We start from the raw sequence: 13,424 nt of genomic DNA on the forward strand, positions 1-13,424 counted from the left end.
ATCGGGAGAACCCTCCTTTTTATCAACTTGTCAACAAGGCAACCTGTCAACCTTGATAGTCATAATACCCCTGCCCGGTCTTCCTCCCGAGGTTGCCGCTTTCCACGCGCTCCTGCTGCAAGGGCGAAGGCTTCAGGCGCTCCGGGCCACCCAGCTGCTCGAACACCGAGCAGGATACGGCCCAGTTAACGTCGTTGCCGATGAGGTCCATCAGCTTGAAGGGCCCCATGCGAAAGCCCTGGGCTTCGAGCAGCCGGTCGATCGTTTCGTAGGGAAGGCCTTCCTCGGCAAGCCGCAGCGACTCGATATAATAAGGCCGCGCCACGCGGTTGACGATAAAGCCCGGCGCATCCTTGCAAAGCACCGGCACCTTCCCCACGGCTTTCGTAAACGCGAGCAACGCGGCCGCGACCGGGTCGGAGGTCTGCTCGCCCCTGACCACCTCCACCAGCTTCATCAGCGGGGCGGGGTTGAAGAAGTGCAGTCCGGCCACGCGCTCCGGGCTCGGCAGCGACGCGGCCAGCGCGGAGATCGACAGCGAAGAGGTGTTGGAGACAAAGATCGTCGTGGCGCTGTTGAGCGCCGCCAGCTGCGTGAAGAGGGCGGTTTTGGCCTCCATCTTTTCGATGATGGCCTCGACAACCAGGTCGGCCACGCAGTCGCCCGGCTCGCGGGTAAACCGGATCCTTGCGAGCGTGTCCGCGGCCGCCGATGCGGCCAGCTTTCCTTTTTCCACGAGGGTCTGCAGGCTCTTTTCGATGCCGCCGCGGGCGCGGGCCAGCACGGCTTCGTTAAGCTCGTAAAGTACCACCGGAAGGCCGGCCGAAGCCGCCACCTGCGCAATGCCGCTCCCCATGGTGCCGGCACCGCATACACAAACCGATCTTATTTCCATTGGCCTGATTATCGCATAAAATTAGGGTCTCCCGCCCAACGCGGAAGGCTAACTTTAAGCAAGACAAACTCAGTGGAGATGAAAACAAACTATTGGATCCTGCTTGCTGCCGGTGCCGCCATCGGCGCGGCGCTCACCTGGTGGCTGCTGGAGCAAGCCCGGTCGGGCGAGGAAAAGCCGCCAAAGCACGCGCCCCAGACACCGCTCAATAACCCCGGCGACCAGAGTGAGTTCCAGGTGAGCCCGGGGGAGAGTGAGATCGGGTAAAGGGGTGATGGCGCTCCATCGAGATCGTCATTGCGAAGGCCGGAGTGTAGCGGAGGCCTGAAGCAATCGGATGCTCTATGTGGGCGATGTAATGCAGCCCCAATATTGCTGGCAGCTCCCACATAGATGAAACGATTGCTTCGCTTCACTGCGTTGCGCTCGCAATGACGCATTCAAAGTGTTCGACTTCCGACTTCCGACTTCAACGCTTTTTCTGCGTTCTCGAACACCTGTTTTTTCTTCCGCTCGTACCACCATACCGGCGCGGTCTTTTTCATCAGCGTATCGATCGAGCGCATTCCGAAAAGATTCCAGGCACCTTTAAGCTTGCCCAGGAGCGAGGGCTGCAGGGCACGGAGGCTCATGGCAAAGCCGCTGTCGAGGTACTCCATGTGGTGCCAGTAGCCGGCGGGCATAAAGAGCGTGTCGCCGTGCTCCAGGATGACCTCGTAGCCCCTGGCTTCCTTCAGCGCCGGGAACTGGCTGTAGTCCAGCTTGCTGCCCTCTGTGTTATAGTTGGAAAAATCGGCGAGGCTCAGCACTTCGAAGGGCTTGCGGTACAACTTGTGTTGCTCCTCGAAGGGAAAGAGCAGCACGCGCTTGCGGCCGCTGAACTGGGTATGAAGGATATGCGACAGGTCGATGTCGAAGTGCATGTGCGTGATGGACGTGGCGCCACCCACGAACAGCATCGGGAACTTCTTTACGAAGCCTTTCATCAGCTGCTCGGGCCAGCTAAAGTCCTGCACCAGGCCCGGTGCGTGCTCGAAAATGTTGAAGAGAAAGATCCGCCACGCTGCCGGGCCGCTGCGGATATTGTCGATGTACTCGCCGAAGGTTTTGTAGTCGTCGGCTTTGTTGATCGGTGTGTAGGCGTCGCTCTTGATGTTGTTGTACAGGCCTACTTTCTTATCGCCCACGAGCTGCTTGAAATAATCCCAGTTCCATTTGTGGTAGGCCGGCCACTGCTGCGCCAGCTTCCGGAGCACCACCGGCTTGCCCGGCGCGTAGAAGTCGGCGCGGAAGCGCTGCGGGTCGAGCTCGTCGTATACGGGAACCGGTTGGAGATGCATACAGCCTGGATTTGTGCGCGAAATTAATTTGTTGTCATCCGTCGCTACCTCGTTTTCGGCAAAAGGGCTGTTAAAAGGCTTAACTTTTGCGCTTCTACGATCATGCTGCTCCACATTCATCCCGACAACCCACAGCCCCGTCTTCTCCGGCAGGTGGCGGAGATCCTCCGCAACGGCGGTGTCATCGTTTATCCCACCGATACCATCTACGGGCTTGGCTGCGACATCTTCCAGCACCGCGCCGTAGAGCGCATCTGCCAGATAAAGGGCGTCGACCCGCTGAAGGCCAACCTGTCGTTCGTGTGCTACGACCTCAGCGACCTCAGCAAGTATGCGCGGCAGCTCGACACGCCCGTGTACCGCTCGCTGAAGCAGCACCTTCCCGGGCCATATACCTTTATCCTGGGCGCGAGCCGCGAGGTGCCGAAGATCCTCAAGACAAAGCGCGACACCGTGGGCATCCGCATCCCTGACAATAACATCGCCCGCTGCATCGTGCAGGAGCTGGGCAACCCCATCCTGAGCGCCACGCTTCCCGGCGACCTCCCCGAAGAATATACCGACCCCGAGATCATCCACGAGCGCTTCGGCAAGCAGGTCGACGCCGTTATCCACGGCGGGATCGGCGGGATGGTACCGTCGACGGTGATCGATTACTCCAGCGGCGACCCCGAGGTTGTGCGCATTGGTGCCGGTCCCTGGGACTGAGTGAAGGGGGCGAAAACGTTTTACGTTTTGTGTTTTACGTTTCAGGTTTGGAAGAGCCGTCAACGTAGAACCTAAACCCCAAAACCTAAAACTCCAATCGTTCCCGGTTATTTCCCCGCAGTTTCGATATAGTCGACCACGAGGTCGATGTCTTTCTCAGTTAGCTGGGGGAAGGCCATCATCACGGCGCCGTACTTGGCCTGCAGGGCCTTTGTGTACGGGTCTTTGGCCATGAAGGCGGAAGGGTTGTGCACCCAGGCATAGAGCTTTTTGCGGTCGCTCCAGGGGCCGCGGCCGGTGACGCCGGCGAGGGCTGGGCCGGTGAGGTCTTTGTTGAGGGCATGGCAGACCGCGCAGTTCTGCGCAAAAATCGGCTTGCCCGGCGCGTTGGCGGTCGGTCCCGCCGGGGCCTTGCCCGAGGGAGTTGCCGCAGTTGCCGTAGCGGCCCCGTTGTGCCGGGTGGATTCGGAAATTTTTTCGGAAAACCAGAAGAGGCTCCAGCCGGCCAGCAGCAGGAAGGACGCCGTAAACAGGTAGCGGGATTGGTGCATAAAGCGCGTTTTTCGCTGCGAAGCTACCCGGCCGTTGGCGCGTAAATCCTGACTTCGGTCAGGAGGGAGGGAGGAGGTGGGAGGGAGGATAGTGGATTACTTGATTACGTGAGTACATGATTACTTGATTTTTGAAGGTTGTCCCTCCACCTCAGCCCTCATGTACTCATGTAATCATTTGTTCTTCCCTCCTTTAAAGCAAAAAGACCCCAAAGGGGCCTTCCTGTTTAACCTTCAACCATTCTTTACAGCAGATTTTTGAAAAAAAATGCAGCAAGTGTTTATTAGACGCTGGTACGACAACAAACGCTGCATCGGGTTGAAAAAAGTGCGGCGTATCCCCCATTTTTCCCCCGCCAGGCCTGCCCGTTACCGGTAGCTGCTGCCCTTGCAGGATGGTGCGCCGAGGAACTGCCGCCGACGGCAACAGCAGGTCGGTTTGCCGCAAGGCTCCCGCATCGCAGGCGGCTTGTACTAAGACCAAAACAATGGAAAAAGTTGCCTGGAGCCGGCGGGTTAGCCGTTATCGCTGCTGAAAAGGGGAGCGATGGCGGGCCCGTCGGCACGGAGCTCGCCCGTGATCAGCGGCTCGGCATCGGCGGGCAGCGCTGTGCTGTAGTCGAGGCGGAAGGAGCGGCGGTGCTGGATGCAGGGGCCATGCTGGTTGAGGGCTTCCTGGTGGTCGCGGGTCGCATAGCCTTTGTTCGAGGCCCAGCCATATTGCGGGAATTCTTCGTGGAGCCGCTTCATATGGTCGTCGCGGTAGGTCTTGGCGAGCACCGAAGCCGCCGCAATGGACGCATAGAGCGCGTCGCCCTGCACGATGCATTGATGGGGGATAAACAGGTAGGGCGTGAACCGGTTGCCGTCGACGAGCAGGAGCTCCGGTTGCACCGACAGCTGCTCCACGGCGAGGTGCATGCCGCGGAAGGCGGCTCGAAGGATGTTGATCCGGTCGATCTCGTCGGCCTCCACGCGGGCGACGGCCCAGCAGATCGCTTTTTTCTCGATGACGGGCCGCAGCTCGTAGCGTTCCTTTTCGGTAAGCTGCTTGGAGTCGTTTAGCAGGGGGTGGCGAAAGCGCTTCGGCAGGATCACGGCCGCCGCGTACACCGGACCTGCCAGGCAGCCGCGCCCGGCCTCGTCGAGACCGGCTTCGAGCAGCTTGGTTTGAAAGCAGGAGCGGAGCATATTGCAAAAGTAGGAAAGTCGGAAGTGGGAAGTGGGAAGTCGTTGTTCCTTCGCGCGGACCCCGACCTTTCAAAACCTCCAAAACCTCCAAAACCTCCAAAACCTCCAAAACCCTCAGAACCCCTTTCTCAGTGTACTTTTGCCCCGCTTACCAAACCGTTTCCTTTTGGCATCCTCCAAACCGTATTACCGCTCGCCGCGCCCGGTGGCCATCTGGCTGCTTGTCGGCGTGGCCATGGTCATCGTCCAGGTTATCCTTGGCGGCATCACGCGCCTCACCGGCTCCGGCCTCTCGATCACCGAGTGGAACGTGGTGACGGGCACGCTGCCGCCGCTCAACCACGCGCAGTGGCTTGCCGAGTTCCATAAATACCAGCAGTCGCCGCAGTTCCGTCTCCTCAATTCGGATTTTACGCTGAAGGATTTCAAGTTCATCTTTTTCTGGGAATGGTTTCACCGCTTCTGGGGCCGCCTGATCGGGGTCGTGTTCGCGGTGCCTTTCGTCATCTTCCTCATCCAGCGCCGCTTCCGCCAGGATATGATCAAGCCGCTGCTGGTGCTCTTTGTGCTCGGCGCGCTGCAGGGACTCGTAGGCTGGATCATGGTGGCCTCGGGTCTCGAGGGCGATGCCGTTTATGTAAAGCCCACGCGCCTTGCCCTGCATTTCCTCTTCGCCCTCGGGCTTCTTTGCTATACGTTCTGGTTTGCCCTGCAGCTCCTGACGCGCCCCAACGACAAGGTTACAGCGCCACGTCTCCGCGCCGGTGCCTGGGCCCTCGTGGGCCTGCTCGCCGTGCAGCTTGGTTTCGGGGCCCTGATGGCCGGCCACCGCGCCGCCCCCGCCGCGCCCACCTGGCCCGATATCAACGGAACCTTTATGCCCCGCCTCTTCCCGAACGGTGCCGTGAGCCTCATCGAAGACCCGATCACCATTCATTTCGTGCACCGCAACCTGGCCTACCTGCTCACGATCCTCATCCTGCTGTGGACCTTCAAGGCCTTCCGCTACCGCGCCACCGCCGCTTTCGGGCGGGCACGCTGGCTGCCGGCACTCTTCGTGCTGCTGCAGGTGGCGCTGGGCATCGCTACGGTGCTGACCTCCACGCATATCCGCGTCACGCGCTGGAACGAGTTTGAATGGATGGCCCAGCTGCACCAGCTAACGGCCCTCTTCCTCCTGCTGTCGCTGGTGGCGAATGCGTTCCTGCTGCGCGTGAAGCGGCCAGCGGTGTTCTGATACTCCACCGGCTCCGTCATTGCGAGGGCAAGGGCCTGAAGGGCACGTGCGCGAAGCAATCTGCTGCCTTCGTGGCGTAAGCCCGGCACAGGCACCTAACAATGAACGGATTGCTTCGTCGGCCCGCGCTCCACGCGGGCTTCCTCGCAATGACGGTATCCTTTCTCCCTGGCCCCGGATTTACAGTAACTTACAGCGGAACAAGCACCCGCCCGGCCATGACGTACCTGAGAGGCATATTCTATTCGTTACCCGTACAACTACTATTTCTTCACTTCCGCAAGTACCAGATCCTGCTGCTCTTCTGGCTGCTGCTCTTTGCGACGGTGGACGGGGCCTTCATGAAAACCTTCGGCGCCGAAGCCCTCTTCCTGGCGCCCGAATACCTGGGCAACGTCAATGCACTCAGCACCCTGCTCGTGGGGGCCTCGGTGGGCGTTTTCTTCATGTGCTGGAACATCACCACGTTCATCCTCTTCAGCCGGCACTTCAACTTCCTGGCGGCCACGCAGTTTCCCTTTCTCAAGTATTGCATCAACAACTCGGTGCTGCCCATAACGTTCCTGATCTTCTTCCTGTTCAAGGCCTATGCGTATGCGCACTACCGCGAGCTTATTCCCAACGTGGAGATCCTCTTCCTGATCCTCGGGTTCGTGGCGGGCCTGCTCTTTATCCTGTCGATCTCGTTTTTTTATTTCTTCCGCGCCGACAAAACGATCCTGCGCGGGTTGCAGCCGCTGTTCAAGAAGGCCGGCAACGTCATCTCGCAGCTGCAGCCCGAGCACGTGGCCCGCGATGCGCGCAGCCTCATTCACTCCGAGTGGTTCCTCGACTCGCTGCTCCGTGTGCGCCGCTGCCGCGACGTGAGCCACTATTCCGACGAACTGATGGTGAAGATCTTCAAGCGTCACCACTTTGCCGCGGTGCTCTGCATGGTGATCGCGTACCTGTTCCTGATCGTCATCGCCTACTTCCTCGACATGCGGGCCTTCCAGCTCCCGGCAGCGGCGTCCCTGCTCCTGTTCATGGCGATCCTGATCGGCGTATCGGGGGCTTTTGCCTACTTCTTCCAGAGCTGGAGCGTGCCGGCGCTGCTCATCTTCCTGCTGGTGCTCAACGTGCTTTACCAGAAAGGTTGGATCGATCCGCGCAACCGCGCCTATGGCCTCGATTACAAGAGCAGCGGTCGCCCCACCTATACCCAGCAAAGCCTCGATTCGCTGGCCAACCCGGCCGACGTGGCGAAGGACAAGAAGAACATGGAGCTCATTCTCGACCGCTGGAAGGCGCGTCAGGGCGAGGATAAGCCGCTGCTGGTGCTCATCACCACCTCGGGCGGCGGCACCCGCAGCGCCACCTTTACCCTCAACGTGCTCCAGCACCTCGATTCGCTCACGCACGACAGCATCATGGCAAAAACATTCCTGATCACCGGCGCCTCGGGCGGGATGATCGGGGCTACGTATTACCGCGAGCTGTACCGCCGCAAGCTGCACCTGCCCGCGCTTAACCTGCACGCGCAGATGTGGGTGGACGATATCGCCGAAGACCTGCTCAATCCCACCTTTACTTCGTTCGTGCTGCGTGATCTTTTTGCGCCGCAGCAGAAGTTCAACGTGGGGAGTTATACCTACCTGAAAGACCGCGGCTACTCCTTCGAGCTGGCCCTCAACCACAATACGCGCGGCTTTCTCAACCAGCATCTTCGCGATTACATCAAGGACGAGTCGGAAGCCCGAATCCCGCTGATGTTCTTTCACAACGTCATCACCCGCGATGCGAAGAAGCTGCTCGTGTCGACGCAGCCGCTGCGCTTTATGATGTCGCCGCCGAGCGACACGCTGCTGCCGCCGTCGCCGGATGCCGTTGACTTCGTAAGCTTCTTCCGCAACCAGGATCCGTACAACCTGCGCATACTTACGGCGCTGCGGATGAACGCCACCTTCCCGGTAGTGCTTCCCAACGTGCTGCTTCCCACCGAGCCTGCCATCGACGTGATGGACGGCGGCCTCCGCGACAACTACGGCGTTGAGACAGCGTTGCGCTTTCTCAGCTCCATGCATGGCTGGATCGAGAAGAACACCCGCGGCGCACTTCTCATACAGGTGCGCGACCGGATGGACGGCGGCTGGGAAAATCCCTACGACGCGGCCACGATGACGGAGACCGCGGTGAAGCCTTTCTTCCTGCTACAGCACAACTGGTACAAAATGATGGATTACGCCCAGGGCGATATGGCCGCGTATTACCTCGGCACAAGCCGCTTCCCCGTGCACCGCGTATCATTTCAGTACATCCCCGACAAGCAGGAGAACAAGGCGGCCCTCAACTTCCACCTGACGCGTCGCGAGAAGATGGATATCGAGTCGTCGATCGGCAGCGCCGCTAACCGGATGGCGTTTCAGCATGTGCTGGGCCTGTTGAAAAAACCGTGAGGGGAATCTCGGATCTCGGATCTCGGATCTCGGATCTCGGATCTCGGATCTCGGATCTCGGATCTCGGATCGATTTTGGGTGAAGCAAGTTAAGTATCATCACTACCTATTCCATCGTATTGACAATCATTGGTAGCGCTTACGCATGGGAAAGATAATCTGCGCTAATCCTATCAATCATAACAGATCTGCGTTCTTTCTCTCCCCAGGGGCTGCCGCCCGAAGTCCCGGGATAACGCTTACGCATCCTGCAGCCACTTTTCTCAAATCGACGTTAATCATGTTCACGCGATCTGCCCGCGTTGGTTCTCTCCGGCCGGAGGCCCTATCTTTAAGCCCTATGAAAAAACTGTCCCTTTTTCTTCTTTCCTCCCTCGCCACGCTTTGCAGCTTCGCGCAGGGCACGCTCTCCGGGATCGTTACCGATGCGGAAACAAAGCAGCCGCTGCAGGGCGCTTCCGTGTTTGCCCAGAACACAACCGTGGGCGCCGTGTCGGGAGCCGACGGCCGCTACAAGCTTTCGCTGGGGAAGGGCGGCTACGAGCTCGTGGTATCGTTTACCGGCTACGAGACGCAGCGCTTCAACATCGAAGCCACCGGTGAGCGCACGCAGGATATCGCCCTGAAGAAGGAAGACAAGAGCCTCACCGAGGTCGTTATCCAGAGCAACAACGAAGTGCCGGACGGCTGGGAGAAATACGGATCCTTTTTTCTCGACTACTTCATCGGCCGCAGCAGCAACGCAAAAGAAACGAAGCTCGAAAACCCGCAGGCGCTCAAGTTCTTTTACTACAAGCGCAGCGACAAGCTGAAGGTGTTTGCCTCCGAGCCCCTGCGCATTACCAACAACGCGCTTGGCTACAGCCTCCAGTACAACCTCGATTCCTTCGTGTATTACTACAAGTCGGGGCTCAATTCCTACCGCGGCAACTGCCTCTTCCTGCCGCTGCCGGGCGACGCCGCACAGCAGGCCACCTGGGACAAAGCCCGCGCAAACGCCTACGCCGGCTCGCGTCTCCATTTCATCCGCTCGTACTACGACAGCACGCTGAAGGAAGAAGGCTTCACCGTCGACCTGCTCTCCGAGCGGAGCAGCACCAAGTTTGACCGGCTTACTAATCCTTACGATACGGCCTATTATTTCGCCGACAGCACCGGCGACGTGGAGCTGTGGTTTCCGCGCACCGTATCAATCACCTATACAAAGGCCCGGCCCGAGCCGGCCTACCTCGAGCAAATGAGCCTCCCGAAGAACGTGCCGGCGCAGATGTCGTACGTCGACCTCCGCGATGCCATCCTGGTGCGGCCCAATGGCTTCTTCACCGAGCAGCGCAGCTGGGTGAGCCAGGGCTACTGGAGCTGGAAGAACCTGGCGGACCTGTTGCCGTATGATTATACGCCGTAGAGAGGGTTCAGGGAGGTTCAGGAAGGTTCTGGAGGGAAGGGTTTTGAGAGGGTTTTGGAAGGTTTTGAGGAGGAAAAGAGTATAAAGCAAAAGGCGTCGCAAGCGACGCCTTTGACGTTTGCTAAATGCATTTTCTAGTGAAACATGTTCACCAGTACGAGCAGGAATGCAATAACGAAAAATAGCTTGAGGAGGTTACGCAGTGCGTGGCGGGAGAGGAGTTCGTTCATAGTGGTTTGGTTTTCACGGACAAGGCAAAATTCCTTCCGTAAATCCGCCATGGGCCTTGGTTATAGACGAGCAAGTGGTTTCGTTCGACGAAGCGCAGCCCTTTTTCGCCGAATGGAATTACCCCTATTCACTTAGTTCCTCTTCGCTTACTTCTTGTTCCTTGTTCCTTGTGCTGCTGTTCCATTGTTCCCCCGTTCTTTGGTATCTTGCCCGCCCATGAAGCTTCTCAGCCCTGCCATATCACGACTGGCGCGTTTTCGCCTGTGGTCGATCGACCAGTGGCGCGCCGACCCGGTGGGCACGCAGCGCGACGTATGGCAGGACCTGCTTGCCTCCGGCCAGTATACCGACTACGGGCGCCGCTACGGCTTTTCGTCCATACAATCGCTCCGCGAATTCAAGGAGCGCGTGCCCCTCACGAACTACGACGACCTGAAACCCTGGATCGACCGGATGCTTCTCGGCGAGGACAACGTGCTCTGGAACACACCGGTAACCTGGTTTGCCAAGAGCAGCGGCACCACTTCCGACAAAAGCAAGTTCATTCCCGTTTCGGAGGAAAGCCTCAAAGACAACCATTACAAGGCTTCGAAAGATGTACTCGCGATGTATTACGCGTCGCATCCCGACAGCGACCTGCTTACCGGCAAAGGCCTCATCATCGGCGGATCGCACGAGGTAAGCCAGCTCAACGACAACATTCAATATGGCGACCTTAGCGCCGTGGTGATGCAGAACTCGCCCTTCTGGGCCAACTGGGTGCGGACACCCGAGCTGCCCATCATCCTGATGTCGGAGTGGGAGGAGAAGATCGAAAAGCTCGCGCAGCATACCATCCACGAAAACGTTACCTCGATGGCGGGCGTTCCCACCTGGCTCATGGTGCTGCTGCGGCGCATCCTCGAGATCACCGGCAAGAGCACCATCAAGGAAGTATGGCCCTCGCTGGAGCTGTATATGCACGGGGGTGTTTCCTTCGTTCCGTACAAGCAGGCCTTCGCCGAGCTGATCGGCGCGCCCATCCGCTACCTCGAGATGTACAATGCCTCCGAAGGCTTCTTTGCCGCGCAGGACGACATCGACGAGGAGGGCATGCTGCTCCTCTGCGACCACGGCATCTTTTACGAATTCATCCCCGCCGGGGAGTGGGACGCCCCGCAGCCACGCACCCTGCAGCTCGACGAGGTGGAGCTCGGGAAGAACTACGCACTCGTCATCAGCACCAACGCCGGCCTCTGGCGTTACCTGCCGGGCGATACCGTGCAGTTCACGTCGCTGGCGCCGTTCCGGATAAAGGTGTCGGGACGAATGAAGCATTACATCAATGCCTTCGGTGAGGAGCTCATTATTGATAATACCGACAAGGCCATTGCCGCCGCCTGCAAGGCCACGGGGCTTGTGGTGAACGACTATACCGCCGCGCCCGTCTATTTCGAAGGTGATGGCAACGGCGCCCACGAATGGCTTATCGAGTTTGAAACGCCGCCCGCCAACGTGCAGCCCTTTGCCGATGCACTCGATAAGGCGCTGAAGGCGGAGAACAGCGATTACGAGGCGAAGCGCCACAAGGACATCGCCCTCCGCGGTCCGCAGGTGGAGGCCGTACCGCCGCACGGGTTTGAGCGCTGGCTTCGCTCCAAAGGCAAGCTGGGCGGGCAACACAAGGTGCCGAGACTAAGCAACGACCGCAGCCTTCTCGAAGAGATCCGCGCTTTCCTGCACGCCTCCACCGAGGCCTGAGGCCGGTTCATCCAGCCTTTGCCGCCGCCGGTCTGAATAGTGGCATTCCCGTACAGCCATTACCGATATTTGCGCGCAACCGAAAACTAAATGCACGCCCACCTCGCTCACGCCCAGCACCTCGCTGACCCTATCCTGCAACTCGCCGACGCTATGCCCCAGCTGGTGTGGATCGCCGATGCAGCCGGCACGGTTCGCTACTTCAACGTGCGGGTGGAAGAATACAAAGGCGCGCGCCGCAACGACGATGGCACCTGGGAATGGGCCGCCAGCGTGCACCCCGACGATCTTTCCGAGACAGCCCTCAAGTGGCAGCATTGCCTGGTGACGGGTATGCCCTACGAGGCGCAGCACCGCATGCAGCTTTGCGACGGCTCCTGGGCCTGGCACCTCGCCCGCGCCGTACCGCAGCGCGATGGCCTCGGCGTCATTACCAGCTGGATCGGCACTTCCACCAACATCCACCGGCAGAAAGAAGCCGAGCATACCCTTCGCGACAGTGAAGAGCGCTTCCGCCTCCTCACCAACAGCATTCCGCAGATCGTCTGGATCGTGGATGCGGGCGGCAAGACCGAATACGTCAACGACCGCTGGGAGACCTATACGGGCCAGGACGGCGCCAACGTAGAGCGGGAAGGCCGCATTGCGATGATCCATCCCGACGACCTGCCCGTGATCATGGATATCTGGCAGCTGGCGCTGCAAAGCGGAACGCCCGCTCATTGGGAATACCGCCTCCGCCACCGTGATACCGGCCGCTACCGCTGGTTCCTCGTGCAGGTGCTCCCGCTACGCGACGACGCCGGCACCGTGCGCAACTGGATCTGCGCCGCCTCCGACATCCAGGCGCATAAAGACATTGCCGGCGAGCTCGAGCAGCAGGTGGAGCTCCGCACACGCGAGCTTGCCGACCTCAACGAAATGCTCCGCCGACAGGCCAGCGAGCTGCAGCGCTCCAACGACGACCTGCAGCAGTTTGCCCATGTCGCCTCCCACGACCTCAAAGAGCCCCTGCGCAAGATCCGCACCTTCGGCCACCGCCTTACCGCGGAGCACGGCGACGTGCTGCCCCTGCGCGGGCGCGAATACCTCGGCAAGATCGAAGCCTCGGCGCAGCGTATGTCCGACATGATCGACGGTGTGCTCCACTATTCACTCATCGACAGCATGGAGTACCGCCTCATCCCCGTGTCGCTCAACGAGCTGCTGGCCCATGTAGCCTCCGACCTGGAGGTGCTGCTGCAGAAGAAAGGCGGCCGCCTCGGTTTTTCGGCGCTGCCGGTGGTGGCCGGTATCCCGGTGCTCCTGCAGCAGCTGTTTTTCAACCTCGTTCACAACGCCCTCAAATTTTCGCAGCCCGATTTGCCGCCGCTTGTGCAGGTAAAGGCCCGCGCCGCCACTGCCGCCGAGCTCCGCGAAGCTGGTCTTCCTGCCTCGGTGCCCTGCCAGCTGATTACCGTGCGCGACAACGGTATCGGCTTCGATCCCGGGCACGCCACGAGCATCTTCAAAACCTTCACGCGCCTGCATTCCAAAGACAACTACGAAGGCACAGGCCTCGGCCTGGCGCTCTGCCAGAAGATCGTACAGCGCCATGGCGGCGCCATCCGCGCGGAAAGCCGGTTGGGAGAGGGGAGTACGTTTACGGTGCTGTTGCAGGACGCAAAAGGAAGTTTGTAGTTTGGAGTTTG

At 59.7% G+C, this 13,424-nt stretch carries 12 protein-coding genes; 7 read left to right on the forward strand and 5 right to left on the reverse strand.

The window, feature by feature from the left end:
* Positions 1 to 46: 46 nt before the first annotated feature.
* Positions 47 to 895, reverse strand: coding sequence for a 3-hydroxyacyl-CoA dehydrogenase NAD-binding domain-containing protein (locus ACYU7Z_RS13045; protein ID WP_460571129.1), 849 nt, complete (start codon positions 893 to 895; stop codon positions 47 to 49).
* Between the two features lie 78 nt (positions 896 to 973).
* On the opposite strand from ACYU7Z_RS13045, the gene ACYU7Z_RS13050 reads away from it, so the two are divergent.
* Positions 974 to 1,162, forward strand: coding sequence for a hypothetical protein (locus tag ACYU7Z_RS13050; protein ID WP_460571131.1), 189 nt, complete (start codon positions 974 to 976; stop codon positions 1,160 to 1,162).
* Between the two features lie 173 nt (positions 1,163 to 1,335).
* Here the strand turns inward: ACYU7Z_RS13050 and ACYU7Z_RS13055 are convergent, their stop codons facing one another.
* On the reverse strand, positions 1,336 to 2,235 hold the full coding sequence (locus ACYU7Z_RS13055; protein WP_460571133.1) for a cupin-like domain-containing protein: 900 nt from the start codon (positions 2,233 to 2,235) through the stop codon (positions 1,336 to 1,338).
* A 102-nt stretch (positions 2,236 to 2,337) separates the two neighbouring features.
* Here ACYU7Z_RS13055 and ACYU7Z_RS13060 point away from each other — a divergent pair, with 102 nt between their 5' ends.
* A complete protein-coding gene (locus ACYU7Z_RS13060) occupies positions 2,338 to 2,943 on the forward strand; it encodes an L-threonylcarbamoyladenylate synthase (protein WP_460571135.1) in 606 nt (201 codons plus the stop codon).
* A 107-nt stretch (positions 2,944 to 3,050) separates the two neighbouring features.
* On the opposite strand, the gene ACYU7Z_RS13065 is transcribed toward ACYU7Z_RS13060, so the two are convergent.
* From ACYU7Z_RS13065 to ACYU7Z_RS13075, 3 genes are all read right to left on the reverse strand, one after another.
* Complete coding sequence (locus ACYU7Z_RS13065) at positions 3,051 to 3,494, reverse strand: c-type cytochrome (protein ID WP_460571137.1); 444 nt, start codon at positions 3,492 to 3,494, stop codon at positions 3,051 to 3,053.
* A 193-nt stretch (positions 3,495 to 3,687) separates the two neighbouring features.
* On the reverse strand, positions 3,688 to 3,978 hold the full coding sequence (locus tag ACYU7Z_RS13070) for a hypothetical protein (protein WP_460571139.1): 291 nt from the start codon (positions 3,976 to 3,978) through the stop codon (positions 3,688 to 3,690).
* Positions 3,979 to 4,010: 32 nt separating this feature from the next.
* On the reverse strand, positions 4,011 to 4,685 hold the full coding sequence (locus ACYU7Z_RS13075; RefSeq protein ID WP_460571141.1) for a ribonuclease HII: 675 nt from the start codon (positions 4,683 to 4,685) through the stop codon (positions 4,011 to 4,013).
* A gap of 166 nt (positions 4,686 to 4,851) precedes the next feature.
* Between ACYU7Z_RS13075 and ACYU7Z_RS13080 the strand changes: the two genes are divergently transcribed.
* The 5 genes from ACYU7Z_RS13080 to ACYU7Z_RS13100 all read left to right on the forward strand — a co-directional run bounded on the left by ACYU7Z_RS13080 (position 4,852) and on the right by ACYU7Z_RS13100 (position 13,413).
* Positions 4,852 to 5,922: a COX15/CtaA family protein gene (locus ACYU7Z_RS13080; RefSeq protein WP_460571143.1), complete on the forward strand. Its 1,071-nt coding sequence runs from the start codon at positions 4,852 to 4,854 to the stop codon at positions 5,920 to 5,922.
* Positions 5,923 to 6,140: 218 nt separating this feature from the next.
* A complete protein-coding gene (locus ACYU7Z_RS13085) occupies positions 6,141 to 8,357 on the forward strand; it encodes a patatin-like phospholipase family protein (RefSeq protein WP_460571145.1) in 2,217 nt (738 codons plus the stop codon).
* 340 nt (positions 8,358 to 8,697) lie between these two features.
* Entirely contained in the window at positions 8,698 to 9,762 is a 1,065-nt protein-coding gene (locus ACYU7Z_RS13090) for a carboxypeptidase-like regulatory domain-containing protein (protein WP_460571147.1), read from the forward strand.
* A 447-nt stretch (positions 9,763 to 10,209) separates the two neighbouring features.
* Positions 10,210 to 11,733, forward strand: a complete 1,524-nt coding sequence (locus ACYU7Z_RS13095; protein WP_460571149.1) for a GH3 auxin-responsive promoter family protein — start codon at positions 10,210 to 10,212, stop codon at positions 11,731 to 11,733.
* Between the two features lie 90 nt (positions 11,734 to 11,823).
* Positions 11,824 to 13,413 carry a sensor histidine kinase gene (locus ACYU7Z_RS13100; RefSeq protein WP_460571151.1) on the forward strand — a complete coding sequence of 530 codons (1,590 nt, stop codon included), beginning with the start codon at positions 11,824 to 11,826 and terminating at the stop codon, positions 13,411 to 13,413.
* The last annotated feature ends 11 nt before the right edge of the window (positions 13,414 to 13,424 follow it).

Source organism: Flaviaestuariibacter terrae, assembly GCF_054777635.1.